The organism is Nocardia fusca NBRC 14340, from assembly GCF_001618425.1.
In the GTDB taxonomy this organism is placed as follows: Bacteria; Actinomycetota; Actinomycetes; order Mycobacteriales; family Mycobacteriaceae; genus Nocardia; species Nocardia fusca.
In genome coordinates this window covers 1-17,448 of the sequence record NZ_BDCU01000057.1, presented here as the reverse complement: position 1 = coordinate 17,448, position 17,448 = coordinate 1, and the positions used below count along the sequence as shown (strand labels likewise).

Below are 17,448 nucleotides of genomic sequence, written 5' to 3'. Positions count from 1 at the left end.
CGCCGAGGACCCCGTGCCGCGGCCCGGTATCGGAGACAGGCTGGCGGTGGTGGATCGGCTGCTGGAGGGATCGGTGCCCGCCGCCGGCGGCGTCTGGTCGCGCGCGACCGCGTGGATCCTGCGGATCGCGCTCGAACAGTCGGTGGACGATCTGTGGTCGCGGACCGAACCAGACCTCGCGCGCTGTCCGATGCGGGCCCAGCTCCTGGCGCTGCGGGTGGTGACCGACCCGCTCACCGCCGCCCGGATCGCCGCCCTGTGGACCGCGCTGTCGCATGCCACCCATCATCACGATTACGAACTCGCGCCCGGTGTCACCGAGCTGCGCCGCTGGCGCGACGACACCGCCCGGATCGCCACCGAACTGGCCGCCGTGCCCGGATGAGCGGGCGGTAGCCGAGGCGGCCGGCGCCCACCGGGCACAATCGGGAGGTGGATGATACGAAGCCGTGCCCGTGCCGCCGCGGCGATATTTTCGGGGAATGCTGCGGACCGCTGCTGGCCGGTCGCCCGGCGCCCACCGCCGAAGCGCTGATGCGGTCCCGGTTCACCGCCTTCGCGGTGGGTGATACCGGCTATCTGCTGCGCACCTGGCACGCCGGTACGCGCCCCGCCGAACTCGATCTCGACCCCGCCCGGCGGTGGCTGTTCGTGGAGATCCTGCACACGGCCGGGGGCGGTCCGTTCGATGAATCCGGGACCGTCGAATTCACCGCGCACTATCGCGAACCGGAGGGCCGGGGCCGGTTGCACGAGACCAGCCGGTTCCTGCGGGTCGACGGATGCTGGCAGTACGTGGACGGGGAGGTCGACCGATGGTGACCGGTCCGCCCCGGCCGCCCGGTCATCCGTGCCGTCCGCCGGTAATGTGCCTGTCGTGTCGCGTATCGCCATCGAATACTGCACCCAGTGCCGCTGGCTGCTACGTGCGAGCTGGATGGCCCAGGAGCTGCTGACCACTTTCACCACCGATATCGGCGAGGTCGCGTTGATTCCCGGTACGGGCGGGGTCTTCCGGATCACGGTCGACGACACCCAGGTGTGGGAGCGCCGGGCCGACGGGGGATTTCCGGATATCGCCGTCCTCAAACAGCGGGTCCGCGACCGGATCGCCCCGGAGCGCGATCTCGGCCATATCGACCGTGATCGCGGCAGCGCGGGTCCCGGCGCCGTGGGATGAGCCGTGCCGTGGCCGCAGCAGTCGAGACGCCACGCCGCCCCGCGGACACACCGGGCCGGGCCGCCGGGCGGCGATCCGGCCCGGGTCGCGGATCAGGCGCAGCAACCGCCGCCGCAGCAGCCACCGCCGGTAGGCGCGGCGGGCGCGGAGACGGCCGGAGCGGCCGCGCGTCCGGTGGTCGCGAAGGTGGTCAGCAGTTTCACTGTGTCGTCGTGGCCGTGCGGGCAACGGGCCGGATCCGACGCCTGCGCCATCGGTCGGTTGATCTCGAAAGTGTCGCCGCAGCTGCGGCAGCGGAACTCGTAACTCGGCATGGCCGAATTCTAGGGCGGCCCGGCGGCCCATTTTCGCGATGCAACGCGATATTTCTGGAACCGAAGTGTAACCACTTTGGTCGTACCCTCGAATGCACAGGTAGAGGAGGTCTGTGATGAACGTCCAGTGCTTCGAGGGGACGCCTGCGGTGGGCGACGAGCGCGCCCCGGTGGCGCGGACCGAGTTCGGTGCGGTCCGCGGTCGCCGGGAAGGCGCGGTATCTGTCTGGCGGGGTGTTCCCTACGCCGCCGCACCCGCCGGGCCTCGCAGGTTCCGGCCACCGCGGGCCCCGGAACGCTGGGACGGGGTCCGCGACTGCCTGGTCGCCGGGCGGATCGCGCCGCAGGATATGGCCAACACCGTGCCCATGGACCGCTCGCTGGCCATGGGCGAGGATTGCCTGTGGCTCAATATCTGGGCGCCGGCCACCGCGTCGGAGGAACCGCGGCCGGTAATGGTGTGGCTGCACGGTGGCGCGTACTGCCTCGGCTCCGCGGCCCAGGGCGTCTACGACGGTCGCCACCTGGCCGAGACAGGCGATGTGGTGGTGGTGACGGTGAACTACCGGGTGGGCGCGTTCGGGTTCCTGGACCTGTCGTCGCTGTCCGACGAGTTCGTTCCCAATCTGGGCCTGCTCGACCAGCTCGCGGCGCTGGAATGGGTGCGCGACAATATCGGCGCCTTCGGCGGCGATCCGGGCAATGTGACCCTCTTCGGGGAATCCTCCGGGGCCGGCTGTGTCACCGCGCTGCTCACCGCACCGCGGGCCGCCGGCCTGTTCCAGCGGGCCATCGCGCAGAGCCCGCCCGCCACCGCTGTGTACGGGAAGGAACGCGCGGCCGGGGTGGCCGAACGTTTCCGTGAACTGGTCGACCTGCCCCGCGCCCGGATCGGTGAACTGCTCGAATGCCCACTCGAGCGGATCGTGCGGGCCGCCGCTGTCCTGATCGACGAGGTGCCGCTGCAGGCGCCCGGCACTCTGGCCGCCGCCCCGGTCGTCGACGAGGATCTGCTGCCCGGCTATCCCACCGACCGATTCCGGGACGGGCGGTCACATCGGGTACCGCTCATCATCGGCACCAACAAGGACGAGGCGTCGCTGTTCCGGCTGTTCCGGTCGCCGATCATGCCGGTGACCCCGCAAGCGGTGAACATGATGCTCGAACAGGTACAGGCCGGGCATCCCGGGTTGACGGCGGAACGGCTCGCGGAGATCACCGCGGTGTATCCCGACCTGGCGAAGCCACGGGGTGCGCTGGCCATGTCCACCGACGCGGCGTTCCGGATGCCGGCCCTGTGGGTGGCCGACGGCCACGCCCAGCACTCACGGACCTGGATGTACCGGTTCGACCACGCCACGCCCATGTTGCGGGCGGCCCGGGTCGGCGCCGGTCACGCCACCGAACTGCCGTACGTGTTCGGCAACTTCGGCACCTTCGACCACGACCCCACCTTCTGGCTCGGTGGCCGCAGGCAGGCCGTCGAGGTCTCGGGCCGGATGATGCGCCGTTGGCTGGCCTTCGCCGCGCATGGCGTCCCGGCCGCGCTGGACGGGTCGAAACACTGGCCGCCCTACCATCCGGAGTCGCGGGACACGCTGCTGATCGACTCGATCGACCGAGTGGTACCGGACCCGGAAGGCGACCTGCTCACGGCCTGGGGGGAGCGCGCGGTGGGCTTTGCGTGAGGCCGGGAACACTCCTACACGTCGGTGGAGAACCTGATCCCGCCGTCGGGGATCTGCACTCCCGGCCACACCCGGGCGCCGCGCAGCAGTTCGCAGCGGGCACCCACGCTGGCGCCGTCGCCGATCACTCCGTCGCGGACCAGGGCGCGGGGACCGATGCGGGCGCCGAAACCGATGATGGAGCGTTCCACCGTGGCCCCGGCCTCCACCTTGGCGCCGTCGAACAGGATGGCACCGTCGAGGCGGGCACCGGCGCCCACTTCCGCGCCGCGGCCCACCACAGTGCCGCCGATGAGCAGGGCGCCCGGGGCGATCCCGGCCCCTTCGTGCACGAGGGATTCACCGCGCTGGCCGGGGAGCGCGGGGGAGGGGGCGATACCGCGGACCAGGTCCGCGGAACCCCGGACGAAGTCCTCCGGAGTGCCCATATCCCGCCAGTACGAGGTGTCGACGTGACCCTGGACACGGGCGCCCTCGGTCAACAGCGCGGGGAAGACTTCGCGCTCCACCGAGACCGGGCGCCCGGCCGGGATCTTCTCGATGTATTCGCGCCGAAAGACGTAGCAGCCGGCGTTGATCTGATCGGTCGGCGGGTCCTGGGTCTTCTCCAGGAAGGCCGTGACCCGGCCGTCGGCATCGGTCGGTACGCAGCCGAAGGCGCGTGGATCGCCGACCCGCACCAGGTGCAGGGTGACGTCGGCCCGGGTCTTCTCGTGGGTCTCCAGAATGGACGTCAGGTCGGTGCCGCCGAGGACGTCACCGTTGAACACCATGACATTGTCCGCGGTGAGCCTGGACAGCACATTGCGGATACCGCCGCCGGTGCCCAGCGGTTCGGTCTCGGTGACGTATTCGAGCTCCAGGCCTAATTCGGCGCCGTCACCGAAGTACTCCTCGAAGACCTCGGCCTTGTAGGAGGTGCTGAGTACCACATGGGTGATGCCCGCGCCCGCGATCCGGGTCAGCAGATGGGTCAGGAACGGGAGCCCGGCCGTCGGGAGCATCGGCTTGGGCGCCGACAGGGTCAGCGGCCGCAGCCGTGTCCCTTTTCCGCCGACCAGAATCACCGCGTCAGCGCCTGCTTGTGATGCCATGGAGCTCCCTTGTTCCCATTCGATCATCGACCCGGCACGGCAGCGGTCGGTTGTCTACCCGGCCTGCTCCCGCTCCCGTGCACGCAGAGCGGATCGAACCGCAATCCGGCAGCGCACCGCAAGTCCGGCCTTCAGTGCCCAGCGCAGCGGGGCCTGCCACCAGTGCGGATGCCGGTCGGCCTGGAAGCGGTAGGCGCTGGCGTGGTGGGCGGGCAGCATCTTCTCGGGGTGGCGCCCCGCCGCGTGCCCCTTGGCGTGGGTGACCTCGGCGTCGGGCACGAAGACGTTGTGCCAGCCGGCCCGGCCCATCCGGTCGCCGAAGTCGACGTCCTCCATGTACATGAAGTACCGCGAGTCGAAGCCCTCGATCGAGTCGAACGCCGCGCGCCGCACCAGCAGGCACGACCCGGACAGCCAGCCGACGGTGCGCTCGGAGATCTCCTCGTTCTCCTGACGGTAGCGCCGGGTCCACGGGTTGGTCTTCCAGACGGCGCCGAGGATGGCGTGACCCGCGCCGTCCATGATCCCGGGCACCGAGCGGGCCGAGGGGTAGACGCTGCCGTCGGGTTCGCGGACCATGGGCCCGATGGCGCCCGCCCGGGGCCAGCGCTGGGCCGCCTCCAGCATGATGTCGATGGAATCGTTGCCCCACCGGATATCCGGGTTGGCGATCAGCACGTATTCGAGATCGGGGTCGAGTTCGGCGACGGCCCGGTTGATGGCGCCGCCGTATCCGATATTGCCGCCGGTCGGTAGGAAACGCACATGGGCATTGGCGTCGGCCACGAGTTCGGGCACGCCGTCGGTGGAGCCGTTGTCGGCCAGGATGACCTGCGGCTTCTCCGCGGTGGCCGTGGCCAGGGTGCTGATGAAATGCTCGAGATGTTCGCCCGGCGAATAGGTGACCGTGACCACGGCCAGACGTGGCCGGTCGTGCGGGGTATCGGAAGCGCTCACAGCGCACCACCCTAACGGGCGGCCCGGTTCAGTGCCTCGGTCAGCGCGGATTCCCACGGGCGCAAAGGTGTCAGTCCGGCCTCGCGCCAAGCGGTCCCGGACAGCACCGAGAAAGCGGGCCGGGCGGCGGGCCGGGGAAATTCCGCGGTGGTGCACGGCCGGACCCGCTCGGGGTCGGCGCCGATACCGGCGAATACCGCGCGGGCCAGGTCGTACCAGCTGGCCCGGCCGGAGTTCGTGGCGTGCAGCACAGCGGGCGCCGTGGGGGTCGCGGCCAGTTCGAGCAGTCCGGCGGCGAGGTCGGCGGCGAAGGTGGGGGAGCCGATCTGATCGTTCACCACGGATACGGTGTCGCGTTCCTTTTCCAACCGGCGCATGGTCGCCACGAAATCGGTCCCGGTCCCGGCGTATACCCAGGCCGTCCGCACGATATGGGCCTGCGGGCACAGTTCACGCACCGCGCGTTCCCCGGCGAGTTTCGAGCGGCCGTACACCGTGGTGGGCCCGGTGGGATCGGACGGTTCATAGGGGCTGTCGGCGGTGCCGGGGAAGACGTAGTCGGTGGAGAGGTGGATCAGCCGGGCGCCGGCGCGCGCGCAGGCCGCGGCCAGTACCGCCGGGCCGGTCTCGTTACCGGCGAAGGCGGTCCCGGGTTCCGATTCGGCCCGGTCGACCGCGGTGAACGCGGCACAATTGAGGACGATATCGCCGGGGCGGACCACTGATTCCACCGCTGCCCGATCGGTGATGTCGAGCCGGGACCGGGTGAAGGCCCGGAGAGCGGGTATCAGCCGGAGTAGTTCACCACCCACCTGACCGCCCGCCCCGGTGACGAGGAGACGGTCGGCTACTCCGGTGGCGGGCGGTACAGCGGCGTTCACCGGCCCAGTCTGGCACGCCGTCGGTCGCCGAATCGGGGTCACCCGGGCTGCTGTTGGTTAGCCTGCGTGGTGCGGAAGGTGTTTCGACGGCATACGCGAAGTGGGTCGGGGTCCTCGACCGATCCGTAAGGGGAGAGGAAGTCCAAGGTGGCGCAGCGTGGGGAGCCGACGTTGTGGAGTCCGGTGCGGGTACTGGTCGCATCGGTTGCTCTGATGGTGCTGGTGGCGACCGGGTTCGCCTGGCGCGGAGTGGATTCCTTGGTCTCGAACATCGAGCGGATCAGCGATCTGGGCCTGGGCGGGCATACCGACGGCGCGGTCGACATCCTGCTCGTCGGCGTGGATTCGCGCACCGACGCCAAGGGCAACCCGCTCACCGACGCCGAACGGGCCATGCTGCACGCCGGCGACGAGATAGGCACCAATACCGACACCATCGTGCTGGTGCGCGTGCCCAACGACGGCCGCTCGGCCACCGCCATCTCGATTCCCCGCGACGCCTACGTCGACATCCCGGGCCTGGGCAAGGGCAAGATCAATTCCGCCTACGGGATCACCAAACAGACCGTGCAGGACGATCTGCTCGCCGAGGGGGTCTCGGCGGACGACGCCGAGGAACAGTCGACCCAGCGCGGGCGGCAGGCACTGATCGAATCGGTGGCCGGGCTCACCGGGATCACCGTCGACCACTACGCCGAGGTCTCCCTGCTCGGTTTCGTCCTGCTCACCGATGCGGTCGGCGGGGTGGACGTCTGCCTGCGCCATGCGGTCGACGAACCGCTCTCGGGGGCGTATTTCCCGGGCGGGCGCCAGAAGCTGGACGGTCCCCAGGCGCTGAGCTTCGTGCGGCAACGCCACAATCTCGAACGTGGCGACCTGGACCGCATCGTGCGGCAGCAGGTGTTCATGGCCCAGCTGGTCCATCAGGTCGTGAGCGCCGACACGCTGAGCAATCCGAGCCGATTGCGCGAACTCAGCGATGCCGTGGGGCGCACCGTGGTACTCGACGAGGGCTGGGATCTGATCGGTTTCCTGAACCAGCTCCAGGACCTCACCGCCGGGGAGGTCACCTTCGAGACGATTCCGGTCGCCGATCTCAACGGCACCACCACCAACGGGGAATCGGTGGTGCGCGTCGATCCCGACGAGGTGCACGACTATGTCGCCGCGCTGGTCGGCGAGGAACCGACCCGCCGGCCCGAGACCGAAACCACCACCCCTGCGGTGAATCCGGGAAACGTCGAGGTATCGGTGTACAACTCCAGCACGGTCTCGGGCCTGGCGAACGCGGTCGCCCAGGAACTGCTCGGTCTCGGTTACATCCAGGGGTCGGTGGGTAACTATTCCGGTGGGCCGGTGTCGCAGAGCCAGGTGCGCGCCTCCTCGGCGTCGGATCCGGGCGCGAAGGCGGTCGCGGCCGCGCTGGGCGGGGTACCTGTCGTATCGGATCCGTCGATTGAGACGGGAGCGGTGAGCGTGGTGCTGACGAGCGACTACGCTGGCCCCGGATCCGGTAGCGGAGACGTGATCGATTTCGGCAGTACGTCGACCTCGGCCACTCCGGTGCCGCCCGCGCCGCCGATCGCGGCGGCCGAAGATGGACCCACCTGTGTGAATTGAGCGCCGAAAGCAGACGATGCGTGACATAGACCAGGCAACGACCCTTCCCGAAGCGGTGCTCGAGCCGATTCTGGACCGCGAACCGGCCGCCCCCCGCGTCACCTGGTACGACGACGCGACCGGCGCCCGGATCGAGCTGTCCGGGCTCACTCTCGCCAACTGGGCCGCCAAAACCGGCAATCTGATCCGCGACGAGTTCGGGCTCACCCCGGGCGCCCGGGTCGCGGTGCTGCTGCCCGCCCACTGGCAGACCGCGGCGGTCCTGCTCGGCTGCTGGTGGGCCGGAACCGAAGTGGTGCTGCACGCCGATCCCGACGCGGAACTCGTTTTCGCCGCGCCGGACCGACTGGCCGAGACCGAGGACGCGCCCGAAGTGGCGGCGTTGTCGCTGGACCCGATGGGTGGGCCGGTCCGTGATCTGCCGATCGGGGTCACCGACTACGCGACCGCGGTCCGCGTGCACGGAGATCAGTTCCTGCCCGGCGGCACCGGTGCGGCGCTCGACGGTATGCCGGTGTCGGAGGTGCTCACCGAGGCCCGGAAATCCGCTGCCCGGCAGGGTTTCGCCGAAGGCGACCGGGTGCTCTCCAGTGCCTCCTGGGATACGCCCGCCGAATTGATCGACGGCTACCTCGCGGTGCTCACCGCGGGCGCTTCCCTGGTCCAGGTGGCCAATCCCGATCCGGCGCTGCGGGAGCGGCGGGTGGAGAGCGAACGGGTCACCTGCATCCTGTGATGGGTTGTCTCCTACCACGGTAGGGCCGGAGTTTCCGACTCCGGCAGGTTCCCCGGCCGCCGCACGGTCCGTACCGTTCGTAGCGGTGGTCCTCCGGTGCCGGTGGACGTCGAACGCGCGACCGGGCCGACCGGCCGCCGGCCGCGCACCGCCCGGGCTGCCGGGCGGGCGGGGCACCGGGAAGCCGTCGGCACGACAGGAGTGGGTGGGAATGAAACCGGAATACGTGTTCCGCTGGGTGAATCAGCACGGGCTGATCCGCGTCGCGAAGAAGGCGCAGTTGCGCCGGGGGGATCTGTTCGCCCGCCTCAACGGCGGACCCGAGGGGATCACGAACCCGTACCCGTTGCTCGAGGAACTACGCGGGGAGGGCGGAATACATCGAGCCGGGCCCCTCTGGATCACCATGGACCACGCTGTGGTCCGGGAAGTCTTGCGGGACAACCGCTTCGGGGTGGGTATGCCCGCGCTCGTCCGTCTGCCCGGGTTCGCCCACCGTGCCCTGGAACGGCGCCCGATCCCGGCCAACCCCGTCGATCCGCCCTCCATGCTGATGATCGACCAGCCCGAGCACACCCGGATGCGCAAGCCGGTCGCGGCGGCCTTCACCCCGCGGGCCATCGGCCGCCTGCGGGACCGGGTCGTCACGGTCACCGACGAACTGCTCGCCGCCCTGCCCGAGGACGCTCCCGCCGATCTGGTCGGCCAGTTCGCGTCGCAGGTGCCGATCGCCATCATCTCCGAAATGCTCGGGTTTCCCGACCGCGATCGGCAGATGTTCCTGAGCTGGGGTGATGCCATCAGCCCGTTGCTGGATATCGGCATCTCCTGGCGCGCCCACGACCGCGCCATGCGCTCCTCGGAAGCGGTACAGGACTATCTGCTCGACCATATCGACCGGCTGCGTGCCGAACCCGGCGACGATATCCTCAGCAGCCTGGTCCGCAAGGGTGAACTGTCCACCTACGAACTCTGCGCGTCGGCGACCCTGCTGATGGGCGCGGGTTTCGAGACCACGGTCAACCTCATCTCCAAGGGGATCGTGCTGCTGCTCGAACATCCCGAGCAGCTCGCCCGCCTCCGGGCCGAGCCGGAGTTGTGGCCCGGCGCGGTGGAGGAGATCCTGCGTTTCGATCCCCCGGTGCAGACCACCGCGCGGCTGGCGCACACCGATGTGGACATCGCGGGCCGCCGGTTGCGCAAGGGCGCGACCCTGGTGCTGTCGCTGGCCGGGGCCAACCGTGATCCGATGAAATTTCCCGACCCGGCCCGGTTCGACATCGCCCGCCCCAACGCGAAGGAACACCTCGGCTTCAGCAGCGGTATCCACGCCTGTCTCGGTGCCGGGCTCGCCCGGATGGAGGCGGCCCACGCGTTGCGCGCTCTCTTCGAACAGTTCCCCGACCTCCGGATCAGCGGCACACCGCGGCGGCGGCAGCTGTACACCCTGCACGGCTACGAGACCCTGCCGGTCCACACCGGTACCCGCGCCCGGGCCAGGCAGCCCATCGCCTGATCCGTGGTGGTGATGTCACAGTCGGCGCGTGCGAATCGTCGGATCACTGTCGAGGAGTCACCACACCGAGGAGATCTGGTATGTCCATCGAGATCAGCAACCCGCCGGCCCTGCACGATCCGGTCCCGTTCGGCTACAGCCATGTGGCCGTCACCCAGGGTGAACTGGTATTCGTAGCCGGTCAATACGATTCCGACGCAGCGGGCGCCACCACAACCGACGATTTCGCCGGTCAGGTGGAGCGGGCATTCGCCAACCTGGGCATCGCGTTGCGTTCGGTGGGCCTGGATTTCGCCGACACAGCTCAGCTGCGCACCCATATCGTCGACCACGGTCCGGAGAAACTGGCTGTGGTCGGCGCGAAGATCGCGGAGATCTGGGGTGATCGGCCGCCGGTCCAGACGCTGGTCGGCGTCGCGGCCCTCGCGCTACCGACAATGCTGTTCGAGGTGGACGCGGTGGCTGTCCGACCCTGAACCGTCCGAGAAGGCAGAATCGGGGGATGGCGGATGTCGTAGTGGTAGGTTCCGGCCCCAACGGCCTCGCGGCGGCGGTCACCATGGCCGCCGCAGGCCTCGAGGTCGAAGTGTACGAGGCCGCGGACACCCTGGGCGGCGGTTGCCGGACCGCGGAAACGACCCTGCCCGGGTTCCGGCACGACGAATGCGCGGGCGCCCATCCCATGGCCCTGGCCTCCCCCTTCTTCCAGGCGTTCGATCTCGCCGCGCACGGGGTCGAACTGCTCACCCCGGCGGCCTCCTACGCCCATCCACTGGACGGTGGTACCGCCGGGATCGCGTGGCGGGACCTGGAACGGACAGCCGACGATCTGGGGGCCGACGGCAAGGCCTGGCGATCGCTGTTCGGACCGCTGGTCCGGGACTGGCAGCACGTCGTACGCACGGCGATGTCGGATATGCGCCACATCCCGTTCGGCCCCGCCACCATCCGGTTCGGCCTGCGCATGCTCGAACAGGGCTCCCCGCTGTGGAACGCCCGTTTCCGCGGCGGGGTCGCGCCCGCGTTGTTCACCGGGGTCGCCGAACACGTCATCATCCCGCCCCGGCAGCTCCCCGCGGTGGGCGCCGGCCTGCTGCTGGCCGCCCTCGCCCACGCCGTCGGCTGGCCCGTACCGCGCGGCGGCAGCCAGGCGATCATGGACGCGCTGGCCGCCGATCTGCGCCGGCGCGGCGGGCGGCTGCACACCGGCCACCGGGTGGACTCCTTGGCGGAATTCCCGACCGCTCGCGCGATCCTCTGCGATATCGCGCCGGCCGAACTGGTCCGGATCGCCGGCGACCGCCTCCCCACCGGATATCGCCGCCGGCTCGACCGCTACCGCTACGGCGGCGGCTCCTGCAAAGTGGATTTCGCGCTCTCGGGTCCGGTGCCGTGGCAGGCACCCGGATGCGCCGAAGCCGGCACCCTGCACCTGGTCGGCACCCGGGCCGAAGCGATGGCCGCCGAACACGCGGTAGCCGCCGGAATCCACACCGACCGGCCCTTCACCCTGGTCATCCAGCCCGGCGTGGTCGACCCGACCCGGGCCCCCGCCGGACAGCACACGCTCTACGCCTACGCCCACGTGCCGCACGGCTCCGACCGGGATGTCAGCGAACTCGTCGCCGACCAGATCGAACGATTCGCCCCCGGCTTCCGCGACCTCGTTCTCGCGAAACATGTCCGGACGGCCGCCGAAATGCCCGCCTACAACGCCAACTATGTCGGCGGCGATATCAACGCGGGAGCGATGACCCTCGCCCAGACAGTTTTCCGCCCGGTACCGCGCTGGAATCCGTACAGTACCGGGCTGCCCGGCGTCTACCTGTGTTCCTCGGCCACCCCGCCCGGCGGCGGCGTCCACGGAATGAGCGGCGTACACGCCGCCCGGCACGCACTGCGCACGGTGTTCGGCAACCGCGCCGACCCGTACCGGCTGCTCACCGCGGACACCGTGCCGGACCCGGCACCCTAGGCCTCGCGCGCGGTCTCGCGATACAGGTCCGGTTCCAGGTAGATGATCCGCGCGGCCGGGACCGCCGCCCGCACCCGGGTCTCCGCCGCGTCGATACCCGCCGCGATCTCCGCGATATCCAGCCCCGGCGTCACCGCGACCTTCGCTGCCACCAGCAGCTCCTCCGGGCCCAGATACTGGGTCTTGATATGGATCAGGCGGTCGATCGTGGTCCCGTCCACCAGGTTCTCGCGAATCGCCCGGTCCTCCGCGGGAGTCGCGCCCTCCCCGATCAGCAGACTCTGCATCTCGATGATCAACACGATCGCGATCACACCCAGCAGGCCACCGATCGCCAGCGTGCCCACCCCGTCCCACACCGGATCGCCGGTCACCATCGTGAGCCCCACACCACCGAGCGCGAGAATCAGACCGATCAGCGCGCCGGCGTCCTCCAGCAGCACCACCGGCAACTCCGGGCTCCGCGAATTACGAATGAACTGCCACCAGCTCGCCTGCCCCTTCAACGGCGCCGACTCCTTCACCGCGGTGCGGAAACTGTAGGTTTCCAACGCGATAGCGACCACCAGGATCACCACGGCCACGATCGGCGAACTCAACTCCTCGGGATGCTGGACCTTGTGCACACCCTCGTACAGGGCATACACCGAACCCAGCGTGAAAAGCACCAGCGCCACCACGAACGAGTAGAAGTAACGGCTACGCCCGTACCCGAACTGATGCAGTTCATCGGCCTGCTGCTCGGCCCGATTCTGCCCGAACAACAACAAACCCTGGTTGGCGGTATCGGCGACCGAGTGCACACCCTCCGCCAGCATCGACGCCGACCCGGTGATCGCGGCACCTACGAACTTGGCCACCGCGATCCCGGCATTCGCCGACAACGCGGCAAGAATCGCCCTCTTACTTCCACCAGCCGACATCCGCCACCCTCCTGCTACTTCCGACTACGACAGCCGCGCAACAGACTATGCTGTGTTGGATGGCGCCGCCTCCGGCGGCGCCGAAAAAACACCGCCGACGCAGGCGCAGAACAAGGTGGCGGGTCCGTCCGTGGCCTGGGCGCGGATGTCTTTGTCCGTCGCGGAGATCCAGGCGGCGGCGCCGCGGGTCAGGGAGACCTTGGAGTCGCCGTCCAGCAAGCGGACCGAGCCGGATGTGCAGAGCACGATGCCCGGGCCCGCGTCGGTCAGAGGTACCAGGGCGGATCCGGCGGTCAGGTCGAAGCGGCGCAGCGCGAATTCGGGGGCGGGGGTGGGGTAGCGGACGGAACCGTCGCCGGCGGGCTGGGGGAGGACCAGGGGTAGGTCGATCGGTTCGAAATCCAGCACCTTCAGCAGTTCCGGGACATCGACGTGTTTGGGCGTGAGACCGCCGCGCAGCACGTTGTCGGAGTTGGCCATGATCTCCACGGCCACGCCGTGCAGGTAGGCGTGCAGATTCCCGGCGGCGAGGAACAGGCCCTGACCGGGTTGCAGGGTGATCCGGTTCAGCAGCATCGCGGCCAGCACACCGGCGTCACCGGGATAGGCTTCGGCCAGTTCCAGGGTGGTGCGGGCTTCGGCGGCGAATTCGCGTTCGGAACCGGACAGATACCGCACGCAGCCGTCCAGCACGGTCGGCAGCAGGGTGTCCAGTACGGTCGGCGGGAGGGTGATCCAGCTGGTGAACAGGGTCCGTAGGCCGTCGGAATCGGGTTGCGCGGCAAGCAGGTCGGCGTACTGGGCGAGTTCGGCGACGTCCAGAGCCCGGAACAGGTCCACGGTGCGCAGTGGGTCACGGAAGCCGGCGAGCGCCTCGAACCGCTCCAGCGCGACCACCAGTTCGGGTTTGTGGCTGTCGTCGCGGTAGTTGCGCATCGGGGAATCGAGCGGCACCTGGGTGCGGTTCTCCCGGGCGAACCCGGACCGTGCCTGTTCCGCGCTCGGATGGGCCTGCAGCGACAGCGGTTCCTCGGCGGCCAGGATCTTCAGCAGGAACGGCAGCCGGTCACCGAACCGCGTGGCGGCGGCGCCGAGTTCCTCGCCGGGATTCTCCGAGACCACCTCCAGCAACGACCGGGTGCCGTCGTCGGTGCGCAGGTAGGCGGGGTTCGCGGGATGGGCGCCGAACCACAATTCCGCTTCCGGATGTGCCGACGGGACCTGGCGTCCGCAGAGTTCGGCGAGCGCGGTGCGTGAGCCCCAGGCGTACGAGCGCAGCGCACCCACGAGTTCGTGCACTAGTAGTGTCCCCCGTCGTAGCTGTCCGGGTCGCTCGCGGCGATCGCCCGGCCACCGATGAGCCGCAGATAGGCTGCCGCCATCTCCCAGCGCAGTGCGAGCACCGCGAGGCGTGCCAGTTCACCGCCGATCGGTGCGAGTACCGGTGGGGGCTCTGTCGATCCGGTGCGGGCGGGGTCGGCGGGGATCGCTTCGAGCTCCGCGGTGACCAGGTCGGCGTCCACGGTGCCGCCGCCCGCCCCACCGAATACCGCGATCCGGCGGCGCGCCGCGACGAGATCGGGGTCGGTACTGCACACGAAGATCCGCTTCTTCTCCACCGGCGGCGGCCCGTCGAGTTGCTCGTCGTGGAACAGCGGATCGTAGTCCGGCGCGGCCACGGTGGCGGCGTTAACCAGACGGGGTAGCGCCGTCACGGCGACGGCGAGGTCCACCGCGGTCGCGGTGCGGCCCGCCGATTGCAGCAGCACCTCGGCCGCGTGCACGGCCAGCCCGGTGGTGACTTCGGTGTCACCGGCGAGGATGAGCCCGCGCTGCTGGGTCCGCGCGGCCAGGTTCTTGGCGGGGTTGTGGAAGACCTCGTGCTGCGGGCCGTCGCGCAGGGCCTCGGTGTCGAGGACATCGGCCAGCTCGGTCAGTTCGGGCAGGAAGGTGGCGCTGCGATGCCCGTCGATGGTCCGCAGTACCGCGATGCCGACACCGAGGTAGCGCAGCAGCCGGTTCTCGTCGAGCACCGGGACACGGGGCGCGAGCAGCGCCGCCCGCCCGGCCGCGGCAGCCCGCAGCGGGCCTTCGTCCGGTGCCGCCACGACCACCTCCGCACCGCGTCGCAGCGCGCGGTCGATCGCATCGATGAGTCGTGGATCGCCGGCGTCGTCACCGGCCACCAGCACCACGTCCAGCGGACCGGTCCAGGAGGGCACGGTGGTGACCTGGACCAGCGGCAGGCCGGTCCGGTCACCGAGCGCCGCCACGAGTAGCGCGGCGGCCCGGGCGGCCCGCCCGGGGCCGGAGACCAGCAGCAGAGTGCGCGGGCGCAGACCGTCGAGTCGCGTGAGCGCACCTTCCGCCACGGCCGCCGCGGTGGCACGCACCTGGGCACCACCGGACGCAGCCGACCGGAGGGCGCCGCCGGTATCGGCGGCTTCGAGCATTGCGGCATCGTCCAGATCGAGTACCGGGGTATCAGCGATCATCGGGCGTGGCACCTCCCCTCATCGCGCTGTTGTCGGTCTCGGCCGCGACCGCCCGCGTTGTCGACACCGGATCTGGAACGGGCGAATCCACGGTGTGTATTTCCACTATTCCAGTCAGGCGCGGACGATGCGCAGGATCTCGGTCACGAGTGCGTCTACTTCCTCCTGCGACCTGGCTTCGACGTTGAGTCGTAGCAGCGGTTCGGTATTGGAAGCGCGCAGGTTGAACCAGGCATGGTCCGGTAGTTGCACGGTGACGCCGTCGAGCCGGTCCACCGAGGCCGCGCGCCCGCCGAACGCGTCGAGCACGGCGTCGGTCCGCGCGGACGCGTCGTCGACGGTCGAGTTGATCTCGCCGGAGGCGGCGTAGGCGGTGTAGGAGGACATGAGTTCCGATACGGGCCGCTTGTCCTCGCCCAGGGCCGCCAGTACGTGCAGAGCGGCCAGCATGCCGGAATCGGCGCCCCAGAAATCCCGGAAGTAGTAGTGCGCGGAGTGCTCCCCGCCGAAGACGGCGCCGGAACTGGCCATCAATTGTTTGATGAACGAATGACCCACCCGCGACCGCACCGGATTACCGCCCAGTTCGGTCACCAGCTCCGGTACCGACCGGGAAGTGATCAGATTGTGGATGATGGTGGCCCCGGGCTCCTTGGCGAGTTCCCGTTCGGCCACCAGCGCCGTGATGGCCGACGGCGAGACGGGAGCCCCCTGCTCGTCGACCACGAAACAGCGGTCGGCGTCGCCGTCGAAGGCCAGGCCGATATCGGCCCCCGAGTCGCGGACCAGCGCCTGCAGATCCACCAGATTCTTCGGATCGAGCGGGTTGGCCTCGTGGTTGGGGAAGCTGCCGTCCAACTCGAAGTACAGCGGTACGACTGTGACCTGCGGCAGCGCGCCGAGGACGGCGGGGACGGTATGCCCGCCCATCCCGTTTCCGGCATCCACCGCCACGGTCAGCGGCCGGATACCGCTCAGATCCACCAGGTCGCGCAGGAACGCGGCGTAATCGTCGAGCAGATCGACCTCGGTGGGGGTACCGGGCTCGCCGTCGTAGCCCGGCACCCCGGACACCAGCTCTTCGGCGATGCCCGCCAGACCGGTGTCCTGACCGACCGGCAGCGCTCGCGGACGGCAGAGCTTGATGCCGTTGTAGCGGGCCGGATTGTGGCTCGCGGTGAACATGGCGCCCGGGCAGTCGAGCCGGCCGGAGGCGAAGTACAGCTCATCGGTGGACGCGAGCCCGATATGGACCACATCCAGTCCCTGCGCGAGCACGCCCTCGGCGAAAGCCGCCACCAGCGCGGGAGACGAGGCGCGCATATCGTGGCCGACGACAATGCGCCGTGCCTGCTCACCTCGCATCAACCGGGCGAACGCGGCACCGGTGTCCCGGACGAAATCGGCGTCGAGCTGGTCGGAGACCACACCGCGAATGTCGTAGGCCTTGATCACCGCGTTCACGGACTCGGCAGGGCGGGCGACTGTCATGGCGACTACCCTACTTTTCGGCGCCGACTTCGTCGGCCTCGACCCCGCGGCGCCGGAGGCGCCGCGAATAAGCACAGTTCAGCTGGGCGGATCGGGGAGTACCCGGAGGTGGCCGCGGCGACCGGTGCGGGTGGGCCGGGGCGGCGGGTTGTGGTCGCGGTAGCCGCGCTGATCGGGCTCCGGCGGGCGGCGGCGTAGCCCGGCCTCGCGGACGGCCTCGGCGAGCGCGGTCAGATCGTCGTCGTCGGGGCTGGTGGAGAAGCCGCCTTCGTGCCGGACCATATCCCAGCCCTTGGGGGCGGTGATCCGGGAGGCGTGGGTCCCGCAGAGGTCCCAGGAATGAGGTTCGGCCACCGTCGCCAGAGGGCCCACCACCGCGGTGGAATCCGAGTAGACATAGGTGAGCGTCGCGACGGCCGGATTCTTGCAGCCGGGTCGGCAGCAACGACGCATGGAGATCACGCCGATGAGCGTAACCCGACGCACCGACGCGAGTGGGGTAGACACGCTCATGGATCTGCCCGCACACGGCGCGTCGCAGTGTGATTCGTGTCTATTGGCGGCGCCTCCGGCGCCGC

Annotated in this window: 18 protein-coding genes; 9 read left to right on the top strand and 9 right to left on the bottom strand. The window is 69.7% G+C overall.

Annotated elements, in window-relative coordinates; all coding sequences use genetic code 11:
* Positions 1 to 13: 13 nt before the first annotated feature.
* Genes NF4_RS32445 through NF4_RS32435 form a run of 3 tightly spaced genes read left to right on the top strand, consistent with a single transcriptional unit; the run spans position 14 to position 1,180 of the window.
* Positions 14 to 385 (top strand): hypothetical protein, encoded by a 372-nt coding sequence (locus tag NF4_RS32445; RefSeq protein WP_063131257.1) that lies wholly within the window; start codon positions 14 to 16, stop codon positions 383 to 385.
* A gap of 47 nt (positions 386 to 432) precedes the next feature.
* Positions 433 to 822 (top strand): YchJ family protein, encoded by a 390-nt coding sequence (locus NF4_RS32440; protein ID WP_063131221.1) that lies wholly within the window; start codon positions 433 to 435, stop codon positions 820 to 822.
* Positions 823 to 877: 55 nt separating this feature from the next.
* On the top strand, positions 878 to 1,180 hold the full coding sequence (locus NF4_RS32435) for an Rdx family protein (protein ID WP_063131256.1): 303 nt from the start codon (positions 878 to 880) through the stop codon (positions 1,178 to 1,180).
* Between the two features lie 92 nt (positions 1,181 to 1,272).
* Here NF4_RS32435 and NF4_RS32430 read toward each other — a convergent pair whose 3' ends face one another.
* Entirely contained in the window at positions 1,273 to 1,494 is a 222-nt protein-coding gene (locus NF4_RS32430) for an FmdB family zinc ribbon protein (RefSeq protein WP_063131220.1), read from the bottom strand.
* A 116-nt stretch (positions 1,495 to 1,610) separates the two neighbouring features.
* On the opposite strand from NF4_RS32430, the gene NF4_RS32425 reads away from it, so the two are divergent.
* A complete protein-coding gene (locus tag NF4_RS32425; protein WP_084533738.1) occupies positions 1,611 to 3,182 on the top strand; it encodes a carboxylesterase/lipase family protein in 1,572 nt (523 codons plus the stop codon).
* Between the two features lie 14 nt (positions 3,183 to 3,196).
* On the opposite strand, the gene manB is transcribed toward NF4_RS32425, so the two are convergent.
* The 3 genes from manB to rfbD are packed head-to-tail and all read right to left on the bottom strand — an operon-like array spanning position 3,197 to position 6,114.
* Positions 3,197 to 4,276 (bottom strand): mannose-1-phosphate guanylyltransferase, encoded by a 1,080-nt coding sequence (gene manB / locus NF4_RS32420; protein WP_063131219.1) that lies wholly within the window; start codon positions 4,274 to 4,276, stop codon positions 3,197 to 3,199.
* Positions 4,277 to 4,330: 54 nt separating this feature from the next.
* Positions 4,331 to 5,233 carry a glycosyltransferase family 2 protein gene (locus NF4_RS32415; RefSeq protein ID WP_063131218.1) on the bottom strand — a complete coding sequence of 301 codons (903 nt, stop codon included), beginning with the start codon at positions 5,231 to 5,233 and terminating at the stop codon, positions 4,331 to 4,333.
* Between the two features lie 11 nt (positions 5,234 to 5,244).
* The gene (gene rfbD / locus NF4_RS32410; protein WP_063131217.1) at positions 5,245 to 6,114 is read right to left on the bottom strand and encodes a dTDP-4-dehydrorhamnose reductase; all 870 of its coding nucleotides are present in this window, start codon (positions 6,112 to 6,114) and stop codon (positions 5,245 to 5,247) included.
* A gap of 213 nt (positions 6,115 to 6,327) precedes the next feature.
* On the opposite strand from rfbD, the gene NF4_RS32405 reads away from it, so the two are divergent.
* From NF4_RS32405 to NF4_RS32385, 5 genes are all read left to right on the top strand, one after another.
* Positions 6,328 to 7,734, top strand: coding sequence for an LCP family protein (locus NF4_RS32405; RefSeq protein WP_084533737.1), 1,407 nt, complete (start codon positions 6,328 to 6,330; stop codon positions 7,732 to 7,734).
* A 16-nt stretch (positions 7,735 to 7,750) separates the two neighbouring features.
* A complete protein-coding gene (locus NF4_RS32400) occupies positions 7,751 to 8,470 on the top strand; it encodes a TIGR03089 family protein (protein ID WP_063131215.1) in 720 nt (239 codons plus the stop codon).
* A gap of 211 nt (positions 8,471 to 8,681) precedes the next feature.
* The gene (locus NF4_RS32395) at positions 8,682 to 9,986 is read left to right on the top strand and encodes a cytochrome P450 (RefSeq protein WP_063131214.1); all 1,305 of its coding nucleotides are present in this window, start codon (positions 8,682 to 8,684) and stop codon (positions 9,984 to 9,986) included.
* Positions 9,987 to 10,066: 80 nt separating this feature from the next.
* On the top strand, positions 10,067 to 10,462 hold the full coding sequence (locus NF4_RS32390; RefSeq protein ID WP_063131213.1) for a RidA family protein: 396 nt from the start codon (positions 10,067 to 10,069) through the stop codon (positions 10,460 to 10,462).
* Positions 10,463 to 10,488: 26 nt separating this feature from the next.
* Entirely contained in the window at positions 10,489 to 11,961 is a 1,473-nt protein-coding gene (locus NF4_RS32385) for a phytoene desaturase family protein (protein WP_063131212.1), read from the top strand.
* Here NF4_RS32385 and NF4_RS32380 read toward each other — a convergent pair.
* The 5 genes from NF4_RS32380 to NF4_RS32360 all read right to left on the bottom strand — a co-directional run bounded on the left by NF4_RS32380 (position 11,958) and on the right by NF4_RS32360 (position 17,323).
* Complete coding sequence (locus NF4_RS32380; protein WP_063131211.1) at positions 11,958 to 12,884, bottom strand: cation diffusion facilitator family transporter; 927 nt, start codon at positions 12,882 to 12,884, stop codon at positions 11,958 to 11,960. The two genes, NF4_RS32385 and NF4_RS32380, sit on opposite strands and share 4 nt — an antisense overlap.
* Positions 12,885 to 12,929: 45 nt before the next feature.
* Entirely contained in the window at positions 12,930 to 14,183 is a 1,254-nt protein-coding gene (manA, locus tag NF4_RS32375; RefSeq protein WP_063131210.1) for a mannose-6-phosphate isomerase, class I, read from the bottom strand.
* Entirely contained in the window at positions 14,183 to 15,379 is a 1,197-nt protein-coding gene (locus NF4_RS32370) for a hypothetical protein (protein WP_063131209.1), read from the bottom strand. The genes manA and NF4_RS32370 overlap by 1 nt, the downstream gene beginning before the upstream one ends.
* 114 nt (positions 15,380 to 15,493) lie before the next feature.
* Positions 15,494 to 16,870 carry a phosphomannomutase/phosphoglucomutase gene (locus tag NF4_RS32365; RefSeq protein ID WP_063131208.1) on the bottom strand — a complete coding sequence of 459 codons (1,377 nt, stop codon included), beginning with the start codon at positions 16,868 to 16,870 and terminating at the stop codon, positions 15,494 to 15,496.
* A gap of 78 nt (positions 16,871 to 16,948) precedes the next feature.
* Entirely contained in the window at positions 16,949 to 17,323 is a 375-nt protein-coding gene (locus NF4_RS32360; protein ID WP_157120724.1) for a DUF3499 domain-containing protein, read from the bottom strand.
* Positions 17,324 to 17,448: the final 125 nt, after the last annotated feature.

Coding starts and splice junctions, on each gene's coding strand:
- NF4_RS32430 (WP_063131220.1), bottom strand. CDS start 1,494: ATGCCGAGTTACGAGTTCCGCTGCCGCAGCTGCGGCGACACTTTCGAG.
- NF4_RS32425 (WP_084533738.1), top strand. CDS start 1,611: ATGAACGTCCAGTGCTTCGAGGGGACGCCTGCGGTGGGCGACGAGCGC.
- manB (WP_063131219.1), bottom strand. CDS start 4,276: ATGGCATCACAAGCAGGCGCTGACGCGGTGATTCTGGTCGGCGGAAAA.
- NF4_RS32405 (WP_084533737.1), top strand. CDS start 6,328: ATGGTGCTGGTGGCGACCGGGTTCGCCTGGCGCGGAGTGGATTCCTTG.
- NF4_RS32400 (WP_063131215.1), top strand. CDS start 7,751: ATGCGTGACATAGACCAGGCAACGACCCTTCCCGAAGCGGTGCTCGAG.
- NF4_RS32395 (WP_063131214.1), top strand. CDS start 8,682: ATGAAACCGGAATACGTGTTCCGCTGGGTGAATCAGCACGGGCTGATC.
- NF4_RS32390 (WP_063131213.1), top strand. CDS start 10,067: ATGTCCATCGAGATCAGCAACCCGCCGGCCCTGCACGATCCGGTCCCG.
- NF4_RS32385 (WP_063131212.1), top strand. CDS start 10,489: ATGGCGGATGTCGTAGTGGTAGGTTCCGGCCCCAACGGCCTCGCGGCG.
- NF4_RS32380 (WP_063131211.1), bottom strand. CDS start 12,884: ATGTCGGCTGGTGGAAGTAAGAGGGCGATTCTTGCCGCGTTGTCGGCG.
- NF4_RS32370 (WP_063131209.1), bottom strand. CDS start 15,379: ATGATCGCTGATACCCCGGTACTCGATCTGGACGATGCCGCAATGCTC.
- NF4_RS32365 (WP_063131208.1), bottom strand. CDS start 16,870: ATGACAGTCGCCCGCCCTGCCGAGTCCGTGAACGCGGTGATCAAGGCC.
- NF4_RS32360 (WP_157120724.1), bottom strand. CDS start 17,323: ATGCGTCGTTGCTGCCGACCCGGCTGCAAGAATCCGGCCGTCGCGACG.